General features: G+C 62.8%; 12 protein-coding genes. 5 read left to right on the forward strand and 7 right to left on the reverse strand.

Going from position 1 to position 16099, the window contains the following annotated elements; translation table 11 throughout:
• Nucleotides 1–670, reverse strand: a 670-nt coding sequence (locus tag A5634_RS11930) for a PE family protein (protein WP_155769500.1), incomplete at its 3' end; no start/stop codon positions are given.
• 897 nt (nucleotides 671–1567) lie between these two features.
• Here A5634_RS11930 and A5634_RS11935 point away from each other — a divergent pair.
• Nucleotides 1568–2338, forward strand: coding sequence for a phthiotriol/phenolphthiotriol dimycocerosates methyltransferase (locus A5634_RS11935; protein ID WP_065144261.1), 771 nt, complete (start codon nucleotides 1568–1570; stop codon nucleotides 2336–2338).
• Nucleotides 2339–2480: 142 nt separating this feature from the next.
• Here A5634_RS11935 and A5634_RS11940 read toward each other — a convergent pair whose 3' ends face one another.
• The 3 genes from A5634_RS11940 to A5634_RS11950 are packed head-to-tail and all read right to left on the reverse strand — an operon-like array spanning nucleotide 2481 to nucleotide 4956.
• Complete coding sequence (locus A5634_RS11940) at nucleotides 2481–3272, reverse strand: ABC transporter permease (RefSeq protein WP_065144262.1); 792 nt, start codon at nucleotides 3270–3272, stop codon at nucleotides 2481–2483.
• Nucleotides 3269–4012, reverse strand: a complete 744-nt coding sequence (locus A5634_RS11945; RefSeq protein WP_065144263.1) for an ABC transporter permease — start codon at nucleotides 4010–4012, stop codon at nucleotides 3269–3271. Before A5634_RS11945 ends, A5634_RS11940 begins: the two co-directional genes overlap by 4 nt.
• Nucleotides 4009–4956 (reverse strand): daunorubicin/doxorubicin resistance ABC transporter ATP-binding protein DrrA, encoded by a 948-nt coding sequence (locus A5634_RS11950; RefSeq protein ID WP_065144264.1) that lies wholly within the window; start codon nucleotides 4954–4956, stop codon nucleotides 4009–4011. Before A5634_RS11950 ends, A5634_RS11945 begins: the two co-directional genes overlap by 4 nt.
• Nucleotides 4957–5133: 177 nt before the next feature.
• Here A5634_RS11950 and A5634_RS27310 point away from each other — a divergent pair, with 177 nt between their 5' ends.
• The 4 genes from A5634_RS27310 to A5634_RS11975 all read left to right on the forward strand — a co-directional run bounded on the left by A5634_RS27310 (nucleotide 5134) and on the right by A5634_RS11975 (nucleotide 9680).
• Entirely contained in the window at nucleotides 5134–5796 is a 663-nt protein-coding gene (locus A5634_RS27310) for a class I SAM-dependent methyltransferase (protein ID WP_172831684.1), read from the forward strand.
• 6 nt (nucleotides 5797–5802) lie between these two features.
• Nucleotides 5803–7065, forward strand: a complete 1263-nt coding sequence (locus A5634_RS11965) for a glycosyltransferase (RefSeq protein WP_065144267.1) — start codon at nucleotides 5803–5805, stop codon at nucleotides 7063–7065.
• A 1-nt stretch (nucleotide 7066) separates the two neighbouring features.
• Nucleotides 7067–7834: a hypothetical protein gene (locus A5634_RS11970; RefSeq protein WP_065144268.1), complete on the forward strand. Its 768-nt coding sequence runs from the start codon at nucleotides 7067–7069 to the stop codon at nucleotides 7832–7834.
• A gap of 94 nt (nucleotides 7835–7928) precedes the next feature.
• Nucleotides 7929–9680, forward strand: coding sequence for an AMP-binding protein (locus A5634_RS11975; protein ID WP_065144269.1), 1752 nt, complete (start codon nucleotides 7929–7931; stop codon nucleotides 9678–9680).
• A gap of 23 nt (nucleotides 9681–9703) precedes the next feature.
• Here A5634_RS11975 and A5634_RS11980 read toward each other — a convergent pair whose 3' ends face one another.
• The 3 genes from A5634_RS11980 to A5634_RS11990 form a co-directional block, all read right to left on the reverse strand.
• Nucleotides 9704–13174, reverse strand: a complete 3471-nt coding sequence (locus A5634_RS11980) for an RND family transporter (RefSeq protein ID WP_065144270.1) — start codon at nucleotides 13172–13174, stop codon at nucleotides 9704–9706.
• 96 nt (nucleotides 13175–13270) lie between these two features.
• Nucleotides 13271–14548, reverse strand: coding sequence for a glycosyltransferase (locus tag A5634_RS11985; RefSeq protein WP_065144271.1), 1278 nt, complete (start codon nucleotides 14546–14548; stop codon nucleotides 13271–13273).
• Between the two features lie 59 nt (nucleotides 14549–14607).
• The gene (locus A5634_RS11990; RefSeq protein ID WP_081290380.1) at nucleotides 14608–16053 is read right to left on the reverse strand and encodes a condensation domain-containing protein; all 1446 of its coding nucleotides are present in this window, start codon (nucleotides 16051–16053) and stop codon (nucleotides 14608–14610) included.
• Between the last annotated feature and the right edge of the window lie 46 nt (nucleotides 16054–16099).

Consider the following 16099-nt stretch of genomic DNA (forward strand, 5'->3'; position numbering starts at 1 on the left):
GGGCTGGCCGGCCACCTTGACGTACACGGGTTGACCGCCCTTGCCATTGACCTTGAGCACCACCATTGCCGAACAGCAAGCCGCCTCGACCACCGGCCCCACCGCTACCGCCATTGCCTCCGACGACGCCGACCGCTCCCGACGCGCCGGCCCCGCCAGCCCCGCCGATCCCGCCGTTGCCGAACAGTCCCGCGTCTCCACCGCGACCACCGGCTTGCCCAGCGGCCCCCGAGCCACCGTTGCCGCCGTTGCCCCACAGGAGGCCGCCTGCCCCGCCATTAGCGCCGGTCCCGGGGGCGCCGTTGGTGCCGTCGCCGACCAGTGGACGCCCCAGCAATAAATTCGTGGGCGCATTGATCAATCCGAGGATCGGATCCAGCGGTGAGGCGTTTGCCGCCTCCGCCAGCGCGTAGGCACCGCTAGCGCGTGCCAAGGTCTGCACAAAGTCGGCGTGAAAGGCCGTCGCGTGCGCGCTCAGCTGCTGGTATTCCCGGCCGAAACCGGAGAACAGCGAGGCGATTGCTGCTGACACCTCATCGGCGGCCGCGGATGCCACTTGTCCAGTGGCGAGCGCTGCCGCCTGGTTGGCGGTGTGTACTGCTGATCCGAGACTGTTCAAGTGTGTCGTTGCAACGGTCAAAGAGCTGGGATTTGTGATCACGTAGGACATGTACAACCTCGTCGTTGTTCAGACGCCAGTCCAGGCCGGCATGGGTTAATTAGGGCAGAAGCGAATGGGCTCGTAGCTGACGTTGGGGATAATGTCGTCCGATTCATCCGGGGACAATGCCCCGTCAAACGACTAAATATAAATTTCGATTGGGCCCTGGGCACTTCATCGGATGCTGGCGTCCCTATTTCAACGGTCTGTCTAAATGTTGCCGAGGTCGCGTTCCGCAGCGCAGCGTCTAGATCGCCCGAGTTTCCACTAGCGGCCGACACGATGTCGGGCGCGATGTTCAGTGACGACAAATTCCGTTGCCCCTTGCCAGGTTGTTAGCCACCACGCGGCCCGACCGCGGTCCGAATCTAACAGTCCGCGAGGCACTCGCATAGAGTTTTCCGGCAAACTTCAAACTAAGGCCGCTTCAGGTGGCTCCTCAGCGTCGAACAATTCACACGGATCCCAGGTCAGGGCCGACTCGGCCGCAAGTTGGCGATGCGTCGACGCGCTACCGTGGGTTCGTCGGCTTCCGCGCTGGCGAGTCGTCAACAAGCGCTGCCTATAGTGAGCGCCCGGTGCTTGCCCGAAACAACGTCTACTGCGCGGTCCCTTTCTCGGTGGCTGTCGCACGACTGTTTTCTTCCAATCGAAGCCGTCGCGCAATTTGCCGACGCACGACGTCAGGTTCATCCGGGTCATGCGACCTCCTCAGATCACTGCCTCCAACTCTCACAACAGCACTTACGACACGCGTACAGTCGGTGGACTCGTTGGGGGGACATGCCAATGTGGTCTATGTCATTGCCGAGTCATTGCCGACCCCGAATCGCCACGCGCTCTGTCTATCTTTGCGATACTCACCCGGTGCCTTCTGCCATCCAAGTGAGATCCAGCTCGCTCGTCATGAAGCTCATCGCGAAGTACGGGTACCCCATCGGCACCCGCCTGATGGGCGCGGACGAGGTGTTGTTCATCAACTGGGCCTACGAAGAAGAGCCTCCGATGGCTCTGCCGCTATCGGCGTCTGATGAGCCCGACCGGTACTACATCCAGCTGTATCACACGGTGGCAACCCAGGTTCCGCTGGAAGGCAAGGACGTATTGGAGGTCAGCTGCGGCCACGGCGGCGGTTCCTCGTATCTCGTCAGGACGCAGAAGCCGGCCTCCTACACCGGCCTGGATTTGAATCCGACCGGCATCAAATTCTGCCGCAAGCGACACAATTTGCCCGGCCTCGAATTTGTTCAGGGGGACGCCGAGAAGCTTCCCTTCCCGGATGAATCCGTCGATGTCGTGCTCAATATTGAAGCGTCGCACCACTATCCGAACATTGCGCGCTTCTTCACCGAGGTAGCCCGGGTCCTGCGTCCGGGCGGACATTTCCTTTACGCCGACCTGCGGGCAGTGCACCTGGTTCCGGAGTGGGAAGCCCAACTGGAGGCGGCCCCACTGCAACTGGTGTCCCAACGCGGTATCGACGACGAGGTCAAGCGGGGACTGGAGAAGAACTCGCCGCGACTGGAGGAATTGATCAACCGCCGCGTGCCGAAAGTTCTGCGAAAGTTCGCGCGTAGCAACGGGGGAGTGCAGGGCGGAAGGCTCTACCGCGGAGTCGAGATGGGTCTGTTCTCCTACCGGGTGTACTGCTTCACGAAAGCCTCCGCGGACGCATAGTCGCTACGTCGAGACTGCGGTGAGCGCGTGTTGTAGGGCTGCTCAGTAGCCGTCGGTGCAGTTTCGGTGCGGTGGCCGCATTTCTCGATGCCGCACACCCCGCTATCGCGCCGCTATAGCGCCCCGGTGACGGCGCGTTAGGTCAGGAGCCGCACTCGGCGGCGGCCCGGTAGCCGCGCACGGCCAGGGGAATGAACACCGCGATCAGCCCGACCGCCCACGTGAGAGTCAGCCCCAGGGGCAGCAGCAGCGGGCCCTCGTGAGCCAGGGCGCGCATGACCTCGATCGGCGGCGACATCGGCTGCAACCGAACAACCGGCTGGATCCACTGCGGAAACAGCGAGACCGGTGTGGTGCCGGAACTGATCAATACCAGTGCGCTGATCCCCGCCGCCATATACGTCACGATGGCGCGGCCATTGCTGCGTACGGCCAGCGTCATCACTAGCGCGGTGAACCCGACCACCACGAGCGGGGGAATGAGTATGTAAGCCAGCGCGGTGTGCCAGCCGTGTGCGAAGTGCAGGCCCATGGCCATTCCGACGGCGGTGATGAGGATCGTGCCCAGCAGGGCGCGCGCTGCCTCGGCGATCAATCGTCCGCCGATGGCGCTTGCTCGGTGTACGGGCAACACCCACATGCGGCTGAGTAGTCCGGACGCACGCTCCATCGGAATGCCGACAGCGCCGCCCAAAGCGCCGAACATGCCCGCCAGCACCGCGCACATCGGGACCAATCCGTAGATGCTGTCCACACCGGTGACCTTTTGGATCTGCTCACCGAGAACGGCCTTGTACACCACCAGCAGGCAGACCGGCAGAATGACCGTGGCCAGTACCGCTGCCGGTTCGCGCCGCCAGCGGATCATGATTCGGCCAGCGTGCAGCCAGCTCTGGCTGAGCAGAGAAACTAGCGCACTGTATTTCGAGTTCATTGGCTACGCCTCTGCATCCGCAAGGTGATCAGGCCGAAGAGCAACAGCATGCCGACGCACCACGCCATGGCCACCTGCGCATGGTGCGTCGGTACGTGCCCGCTGGCCAAGCCGCGCAACGTTTCGGCGGTATGGGAAACCGGTTGGTTACGCACGAAGGGCCGCACCCACTCGGGAAATGTCTTCTCCGGTGCGACACCGGTGGACAGCAAAATCAGCAACAACTGAGGGATCAGCATCAATTGGGTCGTCGTTTCGATATTGCCGCCGCGCGAGCCCAACGCATCGGCACCCAGGGAAACACCGAGGCAAAGCAGCAAGGCCAGAACCACGAACGCCACCCCGTAGGCGAGTCCACCGGCCATCCGGAACCCGAATGCGTAGCCGGCAACCATGGTCGCTACCAGAGCGATCGACGCCCGCACCAGCGTCGCCGTGATGCGAGCGCTCACCGGCGAGATAGCGGCGATCGGCATAGTCCGCAGCCTCGTACCCAGCCCGAACACGCGATCACGGCCGGCGCGATCGGCCGTCAGCGCCGCGGCCATGATCATGGATTGGACCACCACCGCGGGCAAAACGTACTGGGGGTAGGTCAAGTGACCGGTGTCGATGAGCCCGTGGGTGGCCATGGTGAGGCCGACAAGGCTCACGATCGGCACAAAAATCTCAAAAAGGATGCCGGCGTCGCGCAGCGTAGTCCGCAGCGAACGTTCGGTGAGGGCGACCAGCGCAGTCATGGCTGAGCGACGGGGTGCTTTGTCAGATGCAGGAAAGCCTCGTCAAGCGAGGGCTTGCGCAGGGAGATGTCGGCGATCTCGATGCCGATCGAGTCGAGCCGACGAAATACCTCGCCTAACGTGGTCACGCCTTCTTTGGCGAGTACGGACACCGAGTTGGTGTCGGAGTCGAGGTCAATGCCGTCCAGGCCGGCCAACGCGGCCGCGACCTGCGGCAGATCCGCCGGGTTGGCGGGTGTTACCTCGCAGTAGCTGGCGCCTACCTGGCGCTTGAGTTCCGCGGAGGTGCCGCTGGCGATCACTTGGCCGTGGTTGAAAACGACGATCGAATCGCTCAGCACGTCAGCCTCTTCGAGGTACTGGGTGGTGAGCAGCACGGTGACGTCCTGCTCGGCCAGTGAACTGACAATGCTCCACACGTCGCGTCGGCTGCGCGGGTCCAAGCCGGTGGTCGGCTCGTCGAGGAAAAGCACCTTCGGCGTTACCACCAGCGCGCTGGCCAGGTCGACGCGCCGCCACATGCCTCCGGAGTATGTCGAGACTCGCCGATCGGCCGCGGCGACGAGGTCGAACTGCCCGATCAGCTCGTCGGCACGGGCTTTGGCCTGTTTGCGGCCCAGTCCGCGCATGCGGCCGAACAGGACCAAATTCTCCCGGCCGGTGAGCATCGGGTCCACGGCGGTGAATTGTCCCGTGATCCCAATTTGGGAGCGCACTTTCGCCGATTGACGAACGACGTCGTAGCCGGCAACGGCGGCGCGACCCGAGGTGGGCCGCAGCAACGTGCACAGGATGTTCAGGGTGGTCGTCTTGCCAGCACCGTTGTGGCCGAGAATGGCGCATACCGACCCTGCCGGAACCGAGAAATCAACACCACGCAGCGCGGCGGTTCCCGCCCCGAATGTCTTTGTGAGGCCCTCGACCTCTACCGCAAATTGCCCCACGGGGGTGAGTATTTCATGTCCGGGGGCCCCCCGCTGGCGTATTGCGGAATCTCAGACATTTCACCCGATCACGCGGGATGTGGCCTGTGCAACAGCGCATTCGTCACCCGGAATCGGCCTGCGACCAGCGGCTCGGCTGATAGTCTACGACCTTCACAGCCCACCGAACGGACCGAGATGACCGCCCTGCAACGCTTTTTCACCGACGAACGCCGGCGAGCCGAACGCCGCGTCGATTGGCGACGCGCTGGGCGGCGAGCGCAGGCCACGCTCATACCGTGGTCCCCGCGGGTGCTCGGGAAGCGGCTGGAAAGCCAGGCCCGCATGCTTGGCGATCACATCAATCGCGGCGATACGGTGCTGGACGTCGGATGCGAAACCGGGCATCTGTGCAAGTATCTCGCCGATATGCATGGTGCGGTTGCGACCGGCATCGACGTCCATGACGCAGTGACCGTCCCGATCGACTTCAGTGTGTTCGACGGCAGATCAATCCCGTTCGAAGACAATGCGTTTGACCACGTGGTGTTGAGTTTTGTGCTCCACCACGCCAACGACCCGATGCAGTTGATCAAGGAATGCCGGCGGGTCGCTCGGCGCAGCATCATTGCATTCGAGGATCTGCCCGAGACGCGGGTGGAAAAGGCGCTGACCAAGTTCCACATCGGGGCGTTCAGGTTGGCGTACCGATTGGAATCGGCCGGCGATTACCGCACCGCGCTCGAATGGGCTGGTGAGCAGGCCGACAACGTGTCTCAGACGCCGCTGCCGCTGGACTGGTTCGACGTGTTGTACCGAGTTCCGCACGTCATGCTGATTTATCGATTTGGGAATGACTAGCGGGCGATGAAATTCGTCCTGGCAAGCTGCGGGACGCGCGGCGACGTCGAGCCATGCGCAGCTGTCGGTCTGGAGCTGCGGCGCCGCGGGCACGACGTGGTGATGGCGACTCCGCCCGACCAGGTCTCTTTCGTCGAGGGCATGGGGCTGACAGCGGTTCCGATGGGCCCCCCAACAGGGGAGATCCCGGACGTTTTCGTCACGCCGTGGACGATCAAGGATCCGATCAAACCGTTACGTGACGCGATGGACCACATCAACGAGCGTTGGGCCGACGTGAGCAACACGTTGAAGTCGGTGACGGCCGGTGCTGACCTGCTTTTCACCGGCGTCTCCTACCAGGAGGCCGCCGCCAATGTCGCTGAGCATTACGGCATTCCCGTGGCCGCCTGGCATCACGTCCCGATGCGGCCGAACGGCCAGGTGGTTTCCCTCGTGCCTGCGCCGTTGTTGAGAGTGGCGATGCGCCTTACCGACTGGGCGCAATGGCGCCTGGTCAAGCGGGCCGAAGACACTCAACGAGATGGACTGGGGATACCCAGGGCGCACGCACCGGCATCGCGGCGAATGGCGGAGCGCGGATCGCTGGAGATGCAAGCCTACGACGCACTGTGTTTTCCCGGCGTGCAGCGGGAATGGACCGCTCAACGCCCGTTTGTCGGCGCGCTCACCGCAGAGCTACCAACCGATTTCGACGACGAGACTTTGACGTGGATCGCCTCCGGCACTCCGCCGATTTACTTCGGATTCGGCAGCATGCCAGTCAAGTCGCCCGCCGAGATGGTGCGAATGATCATCGCTTCGTGCGATGAACTCGGGGAGCGAGCGCTAATTTGCTCCGGAGCAACGCATTTGGCGGACATACCCGATTCCCCCCGCGTCAAGGTGGTGCGCGCGGTCAGCCACGCCGCCGTCTTTCCGGCGTGCCGGGCGGTCGTCCACCATGGCGGCGCCGGGACAACCGCGGCCGGTCTGCGCGCCGGCGTGCCCACCCTGATCCTGTGGGTCGCCTCCGATCAGCCCATCTGGGCATCGGTGGTGAAGCGGCTCAAAGTTGGTAGGGCTCGGCGCTTTTCGCGTACCACCGGTAAATCGCTGACCAAGGATCTGCGCCGTATTCTGACACCGCAATACGCTCAGCGAGCCCGAGAGGTCGCCGCTCAAATGACGAAAGCCACCGAGAGCGTCGCGACCGCCGCCGATCTCTTGGAGAGCGCCGCCGGTGGAAAGCGGCGCAGCGGATGTGGTGGGTCGATGTACGGTGGCTAACGTGTCTGTTCTGATCACTGTCCCGGTCTTCGGGCAGCACGAGTACACCCATGCTCTGGTAGGTGATCTCGAGCGCGAGGGTGCCGACTACGTGATCGTCGACAACCGCGGTGACTATCCGAAAATCGCCAACGAACGGGTGATCACACCGGGTGAAAACCTGGGCTGGGCGGCGGGCAGCGAACACGGCTTCCGAATTGCGTTCTCTGAAGGCTATTCCCATGCGATGACGCTGAACAACGACACTCGGATCTCGAAGGGTTTCGTCGCCGGGCTGCTCGACCCCCGGCTACCGGCTGACGCGGGGGTCGTCGGGCCGATGTTCGATGGCGGGTACCCCTACGCGACCGACGAGCAGAAACCCGACGCCGCCGATTACATTCCCCGTCCGCGGTACCGGGTGGTGCCCGCCGTAGAAGGAACGGCCCTGGTGGTTTCCCATGCCTGTTGGCAAGAAACCGGCGGCATGAACCTGGTCGACTTCAAGCAATACGGGTGGGGCCCCGACCTCGACCTCTGTTTCCGCGCGCGCAAAGCCGGATTCGGCGCCTATACAACAGAAATGGCTTACATCAACCACTTCGGACGCAGGACCGCCAATGCGCACTTCGGGGCCTGGCGCTACGAGATGGGCGCAAACGTCGCCATGCTGCAGGGGCTGCGGCGCCTGCACGGCGCGCGAGTGGCGCTAGACATCATGCGGCAGATCGGTATAGCGCACGACCGTAGCGCGCACCGCTCGCTGCCGCTGGAGAACTCGGCCAGCTGAGATCTCGGGTCTTAGCACTGTAGACGATGATCGATGCGGTCGCACCTTGCCGTTCCCCGGAAGAAACCGCCCTGCCGCAGGTAATCTGTTGTCCGTGGTTGAGTCCTCCCTTCCTGCCGTCCTGCGCGAGCGCGCCAGCTTGCAGCCCAATGACACGGCATTCACATACCTTGATTTCGAGCAGGATTGGGACGGCGTTCCCATCACGCTGACGTGGTCACAGTTGTACCGGCGCGTCCTGAACCTGGGTGAACACCTCAAAACTCAGGGATCGATCGGCGATAGAGCGCTTATATTGGCGCCCCAAGGACTCGAATACATCATCGGTTTCTTGGGGGCGCTGCAGGCCGGACAGATCGCGATTCCGCTGTCGGTGCCCTACGGCGGTGTGCACGATGAGCGGACGATCTCGGTCCTGGCTGACACCTCGCCGACGGTGGTGCTGACGACGTCGCCCCACGCGGAGAGCGCCCGCGAGGTCGTGCAGTCCGACCAAGGACATGCCCCACCCGCAATCGTGGAAATCGATCTGCTGGACCTGGATTCCCGGAAAAGGCCATCGGGCCCGAGACCGCGGGCCGGGCAGAGCGACCAACCAGACTTTATCTACTTGCAGTACACCTCGGGATCGACCCGCACCCCCGCCGGCGTCATGGTTACTAATAGGAACGTTTTCGCCAACTATGAGCAGATCATGGGCGATTTCTTTGTGGCGAACGGAGGTGTTGCCCCGGCGGATCTCACGGTGGTGTCGTGGTTGCCGCTCTACCACGACATGGGTCTGCTGATGGGGATCATCATGCCGATCCTGGCGGGCGTGCCGACGGTGCTGACCAGCCCGGTTGGATTCCTGCAACGACCAGCCCGATGGCTCCACCTGCTCGCGCAAGGCAGTTGCACACTTTCTGCGGGACCCAATTTCGCCTTCGACCTGGCCGTGCGCAAGACGTCCGACGAGGACATGGCCGGACTCGACCTCTCCGGCGTGCACAGCATCCTCAACGGCAGCGAGCGGGTGCAGCCGGCCACCCTCAAGCGATTTGCCGACCGCTTCGCCCAATTCAATTTTCCGGCAGAGGCTTTGCGGCCCTCCTACGGGATGGCCGAAGCGACGGTGTACATCGCGACACGTGAGGTTGGTGACCCGCCGGAGATCGGTCACTTCGACAGCGAGAAGTTGCCCACCGGGGCTGCGGTGCGGTGCGAGATTGGTTCGGGCACACCACTAGTCAGCTACGGGACCGCCAAATCGATGGATGTTCGCATCGTGGACGGCGACACCGGCCGCGAATGCCCGGAGGGCACCGTCGGCGAGATCTGGGTCCACGGCGATAACGTCGCAGCCGGCTACTGGCAGAAACCCGAAGAGACGCAACGTGTTTTCGAGGCGAAGATCATCGAACCGGCGGGGGAGACCCCCGAAGGCCCGTGGTTGCGCACCGGTGACTCGGGGTTCTATTCGGACCGAGAACTTTTCATCATCGGCCGCATCAAGGACCTGTTAATTGTCTACGGCCGCAACCACTCTCCCGATGACATCGAAGCGACCATCCAGGAGGTCACCGCCGGGCGTTGCGCCGCGATCACGGTGCCCGATCGGGGCGCCGAAAAGCTCGTCGCCATCATCGAGATGAAGAAGCGCGGCGACGACGATGAGGCCGCGGATCGGCTGCGCACCGCCAAACGTGAAATCACCGCGGCAATCTCGAAGTCGCACGGGCTCAGCGTTTCGGATCTGGTGCTGGTGTCGCCGGGCTCGATTCCGATCACCACCAGCGGCAAGATCAGACGGTCGACCTGCGTCGAGCTGTACCGCCAGGGCGAGTTCAGCCGCTTGGACGCCTAAGCGCATCCGCCGGTGATTTAGGGCTATTCGCCGTTCTTGCCGCTGCCCTTCGCCGCCAAGGTGAGCGGGCGCTGCGGGATGACGGTGTAGCCGAACAGCGGCAGGGAATGGCCGAGGTACCGGCCTTCCTTCTCGCGCGTCTGCCGACACTTCTCCATCGGATCTGACGGTGACGGCGGAAGATCGCTGGTGAGCTCTGTCCGCAGCCCCTTGAGGTCGAACAGCGGCAGCGGGTGGCTCGGCGGGTGCTGAGCTGAACGTCGTTGGGCGGCCTTTCTGGTCGGCTTCGGGCGAGGACGTCGTGTCTTGTGGCCCGTTGACCGGACGCGTGCCGGGGCCTTGCGCGTCGCAGTCCGGGGTGGGGGAGGCGGCGGCAGCAACTTCAGCTTGACCAGGCGAGGCCGAATTTTCGTCCAGAACTCTTGCACCTTGCCGCCGGCAAGAACGGAATGTCCGGACTTGTCCAGTTTGGACGGCCACCAGTTCTTCTGCCCGATCATCGCGGCTAAGGCCGGCACGGTGATCGTGCGCACCAGGAAGGTGTCAATCACAATGCCGATCCCGATGATGAAGCCGGCTTCCTGCATAGTGCTGATGCTGGCGGTCAACAGGCCGAACATCGACGCCGCAAAGATCAGGCCCGCCGAGGTGATCACGCCACCGGTGGATGCGACAGTGCGGATGACGCCGAAGCGCACGCCGTGCGGTGATTCGTCACGTATTCGCGAAATGAGCAGCATGTTGTAATCAGCGCCCACGGCGACGAGCAGAATGAACGATAGTCCGGGCAGACTCCAGTGCAGTTCCTTGCCCAGCAGGAACTGGAATACCAGGACCCCGATGCCCAGCGCTGACAAGTACGAAAGCAGCACTGAGGCAATCAAATACAACGGTGCGACGATGGCACGCAACAGGATCACCAGAATCAAAAACACGATGACGATCGTCGCGATGATGATGAAGTTGATGTCGCCGTTGTAGTAGTCGCGAGTATCGCGAAGGCCACTGGGCACACCTGCCACCGCGATTTTTGCGTCCGACAATTCGGTATTGGGCAGTGCCGACCGGGCCGCCTTCTCGATCGCGGAGATCTGGTCCATCGCCTCGGTAGAGAACGGATTGAGCGCGCTCTGAATGAAGTACTGGGCGGCATGGCCGTCCGGCGCGATGAAGATCTGCGCGCCCTTTTTAAACTCGTCTCGGGTCAAGACCTGTTCGGGCAGGTTGAAGCCCGCCATATTCGGTTTGCTCGCATCGTGTTTCATGCTGAGCAGGAATGACGATGCCTCGTTGAGGCCGCTGCCCAGTCTTCTGGTCTGATCGACCAGTTCCTTCACGCCACCGGCCACCGCCCGACTACCGTCGGCGAGCAACGTTGAACCTTGCCGGGCTTGGTTCATGGTGTTCTGCAGGTTCTTGATGGTCCGCAACGCATCGGCGGCCTGGCTCAACGTTTGCTGTATCTGGGTCAGTGCTTGACCGATGGTTTGGGCTTGCTGGGTGGCCTGCAGGTTACGTGCCATCGCCTTGATCGAAAGCAGCGTCCCGTTGTCGTTGGCCGCGACCATGGCCGCCAATCCGGCGCGGGAATTCACACACCCGGGGTCGATATTGCAGTCGGGACTGTTGTTGAGCGCCCGCAGCATCGGTCCAGCCCAAGCGGCCACGTTCTCAGTGTTCGTCGTGGACGCGTTGAGGCTCTCACCGAGAGCCTTCATCTGACCGGTGTATTTTGCGCCCTGGTCGAGGGCGTTGATGGTCCGGTCGCCGCCCACCATCTGTTCCATCGCCGTCAGCGCTCCGACTACTCCGCTGAGGCTGGAAACGGCACCGGTGACTTGATCCCTGAGTTCGGCGAGCGCATCAGCCAGTTGGTTCGCCCCGTTGACCAGGCGATCAAGGTCATCCCCGTGCTGTTCGATCTGGGTGGATGCCTCGTCAAGTTTTCCCCCGACCTCCCCGGCCTGCCACGAAACCTTCATTTGTTCGAAGCGTTCACCGTTCGGCCGGGTCAATCCACGCACCATGGTGATGCCGGGAAGTTCAGCCACCCGGCCCGCTATTTGCTCGAGGTCGGCCAGGGCCCTCGGCTGCCGTAGGTCGTGCGACGACTGAATGAACAACACCATCGGGGTCATCGCGTTCATCGGGTAGTGCTTATTCATCACCTCATAACCCCGGGAGCTGTCAACGTCCGCCGGGATCGACTTGAGGTCGTCGTAGTTGTACCGGACGACGGTCATACACGCAGCTAGAGCGATGAGGATGAGAAGGCTGCCGGCCAGGTGGATGCGCGGCTTGCGCACGATGCGAATGCCCGAGCGCCGCCACATTTGCGTGGTGAGCTCTTTGCGCGGCTTGATCCAGCCGCGTCTGCCCGTGAGAACGAGGACGGCGGGCAGGAAAGTGATCGCGCCCAACAGCGACACCACGATGGAAATCGAAATTGCGGGGCCGACCGCGGAAAACACCTCGAGCTTGGTGAAGATCATCGCCATGAACGTGACGGCCACCGTCGCGGCAGATGCGGCGATCACCTTCCCGATCGACATCAACGCCTTCTTGACCGCGGTGTCCGAATCGTCGCCGTGCCGCAGATAGTCGTGGTAACGACTTATCAAGAAAACGGCGTAGTCCGTCCCGGCGCCCATCATGACCGCGGTCATGAACACGATGACCTGCAGATTGGTGTCCAGGCCAAGCTCGGCGGCGCCGGACAACAGACCCTGCGCGGTGGCCAGCGAAATACCGATGGTGGCCAGCGGTACGAACATCGTCACGATGTTGCGGTAGATGACGATCAGGATGATCAGCACGCTGACCACGGTGGCGATCTCGATGAAATGGATGTCTTCCTGGCCGATTTCGGTGATATCAGCAACGGTTGCCAGCGGTCCGCTCAGGTTGGCGGTCAGCGTTGTTCCTTGGACGGTCTGCTTGACAGTCGCGGCGATGCGCCGATAGGTCGCGAGGGTGGCCGGATCGTTTTGATCGCCGGGAACGTTGACCGGCAAGATGAGGGCTTTGCCGTCCTTGGCGGCCAAGAGGTTCCGCATATCTGGGTTATCCAGGGCGTTCTGAACCGACATCTTGGCCGTGGTGTCTTCGTTCAGCTTGGCCACAATTTTCCGATAAGTGGCCTCGTCCTCGGGCGTCAGACCCTTCTCGTTGGTCAAGACGACCATCAAAAGAGAAGTGGCTGATGCCGTCGGGGGGGCTGGGGCGTCTTTGCCGCCTTCGCCGCCTTCGGGTTTGGCGCTGAACGCCTTGGCCATTTCCCTGCTGACCACCATCGTGGGGGCGTCATCAGGAAAAGGATTCGGGGGGTGCTTGCCGGCCTGAACCTGAAGCGGCGGGAAAGCTAGTGCCAGGACAACGGCCACCGCAGCCCAGGCACCGATGGTGAGCCAGGGCCACTTGACGACGAACTGACCCAGGCGATCGTAAAGCCCCCCAGGCTTGGCCGCGTCACCGGAACCAGAACCGCTTGACACTTTTACAACCCTACAAGTCCATTCCGGTCCCGGTGGGGCAATCAAACGTTGCCCTCAATCGTGACGCTGCCGTTACATTCGCCGTGGTCATGATCGCTATCCGGTGCCGCGCGCCGGGATCGCCTGGTCCCGCTCGCGGATCTGATTCTCGATGAGGTCGACGGCTTTCTTCACGCTGACGTCCGAGGGGGTCATGCGCTGGGCCATCTCTCGGGCGCGGTTGACGTACTTGGGCTCCAGGATCTTGCGTAAATCCTTGAGCAGCGTTTTCTTGGTGGTCCCAGCGAACCGCCGCGCCTTGCCGATCTTCAGTTTGGCAACTTGGGCCGCCCAGATCGGCTGTTCTGCGCTGATCCACAGCACCAGGGTGGGGACGCCGGCCTTCATACCTGCGGCAAGGGTGCCGGGGCCACCGTGGTGCACCACGGCGCGACATTTCGGGAAGACGGCCGCGTGGTTGGCTTCCGCGACGAGCTTGACGTTCTCGGGCACCTCGATATCACCGAGATCCGTTACGCCACCACAAATCAACGCGCGCGTCCCCAACTCGGCACAAACCTCGCTGATCAAGGCGACGGTGTTCTCCGGTGTTTCCACGCGCATACTGCCGAACCCGAAGTAGATCGGCGGCGTTCCCGCGGCGATCCACGATGCGACCTCGTCGTCGGTGGACGTCGGCAGCTCCAGCGTCAGCGCGCCGACAAACGGACGTTTTTGGACAATCGCGGGGCCGCCCCACTCTTCTTTGAGCCCGGGGAAGAAGACATCTTCGTACCCCTGGATTTCCAACCAGCCGTTCTGGACGATGCGCTTGGCTGAGGAAACCCGCGTCGTGGGCATGCCCAACGCGCGGCGTTGCTCGTTCTCCCGCTCCTTCGTCACGAACCAGTACAAGCCGTAAATCAGCCTCATCGCGGTGCGGTTGAGTGGCGGTGGCACCAGGGGAACGAGGTGGCCCTGCACCCGTTGCGGAAAGTAGTGCAGTGCGACCATCGGGATGTCGAGATGCTCGGCAACGTTGGCGACAACTCCGGGGTAGGTCTGGCCCGAAACGATGACGTCGGCACCCTTGGCCAGCGGCACCAAGGTGGTGCTCATGTCAGCCCAACCCCGGGTGAGGAACTCGGAGCCCGTGCGCAGCAGGCTGACCGGACTTCGGACCTTGATGAAATCCCGGAAGATCTCATCCTCTAGTTGCTGAAGCGAATCCGGGCCGTATGCAACAGCTTTCAGGCCGGCCGACTCAACGAATTCGATGAGATTCGGCGGGACCGCCATCTGAACCTCGTGCCCCCGACGCTGGAGCTCTGCGGCAACTGCAGCGCAAGGCTCGACGTCACCGCGGGTGCCATGGACGGCCAGGACAGCTTTCATTACCGGTGATCAACTCCGTAAAAAATTTCGTCGCGACGCGAACGTAAGTAACGCGAACGCTATTGCGCGACCCGAACCGGGGCGATCGACAAGGTGCCGGCCACGACCCGCTCGAACACCGACTTGAGTTGGTCGGTAAAGCGCGTCACCGATTCCCGGGCGACCGGGTTGTTCGGATACGACACCATGATCGACACCTCGTCGAACAGGCGGAACACCGTCGAGTACTTGTAAGCCGGGCTGCGTCCATCGGTGAAAGCGGTGGCATTCACCCCGTCCAGCGCGGAAGCGATGATGCCGGACAGGGGCGGAAGCCCGGCGTCCATGTAGCTCATCATCGTGAACTGCGGTCCAGGCTTGCGCAGCCATGGTGCCAGTTCCAGCACGCGGTCGAACGGTACGTCCTTGAGGCCCATGTTGGCATCGAACGACGCCTGCGCTGCGCGGGCGGTTTCCTCGAACGACGTCGGGTCGATGGGGATGGTGAAGGGCACGATCCCGGTGAACCAGCCGACCGTCATGAACTCGGCCGGGGTCTTCCGCTTGTCGGTCGGCGTCAGGCCGTAGTACGTCAGTTCGCCGGTCATCTCGTAGTGCGCCAGCGCTGCGCAGGCGAATAACCCGCCGCTGAACCGCGCATCTGCATCCCGGCACATGGCTTCGAACTTCGCCGTCTGGTCGGCGGCCAGCAACCGCTCGACCCGGACGTCGCCGCCGCACGCGATCGACTGATCGCCCAACGGCAATGGGAAGTCAGGCAGCGTGCCGCCGTTGGCTTCGGCGAACTCGATCCAGGTGCGTACTTCTGGTGACTCCAACGTCATGGACGCGATGGTGTCGGCCTCGCGCATGCAGAACTCGTCATAGCTGGCCGCAGGCGGCATGGTCATCGGGGCCCGGCCCTCGACCAGCGCGTTGTAGTTCATCACGATCTCGACGTACAACCCGGCGATCAGCATCGGGTCGCAGTGCAGGTGGTCGACGACCGCATACAGCGCGAACTTGTCCTCGTACTGGACGATGCCGTACCTGAAGCAGTCCCACTGCAGCGGGTCCGGGGTGGCCAGCACGTGCGCTTCCCACTCGGGCTGCGTCATCGGACCGTATTCCTTTGCGACGAAATTGATGTCGCGCGGGTTCTTCAGCGTGTGCCGGATGATGTTGTCCGGGTCCTTGAAGTCGAACCAGCTGTGGTACGTGCCGTGCCGGCGAAGGTGGGTGTTGATGACGTAGGTCATGGCGCGGAGATCGCACTTGCCGGGCACCTCCCACGAGCCCATGATCGCCCGCGAGTAGTCCAGGCCCTTGTCCCGAAACTCGACAAAACCGCGGAGGTGACCCGCCTGCATGCAGCTCGCAGGAACAGCAGTCGCCGGCGCCTGTTGCGCCTTCGCAAGGCAGGCAGCTGTGGGTTCCCAGGTGATGACTGTTCCCGAACCCATGTCCCAGTCGTACGCGTTACCGACCGTCAAGCCGTCGTGCTCGGAACCTCCGCCTATGAACACGTTTCCTCCTATGTCTAAAGTCCTGCAGGACAAGTCATTTCGTGGG

The organism is Mycobacterium asiaticum (genome assembly GCF_001673365.1).
Classification (GTDB): domain Bacteria; phylum Actinomycetota; class Actinomycetes; order Mycobacteriales; family Mycobacteriaceae; genus Mycobacterium; species Mycobacterium asiaticum_A.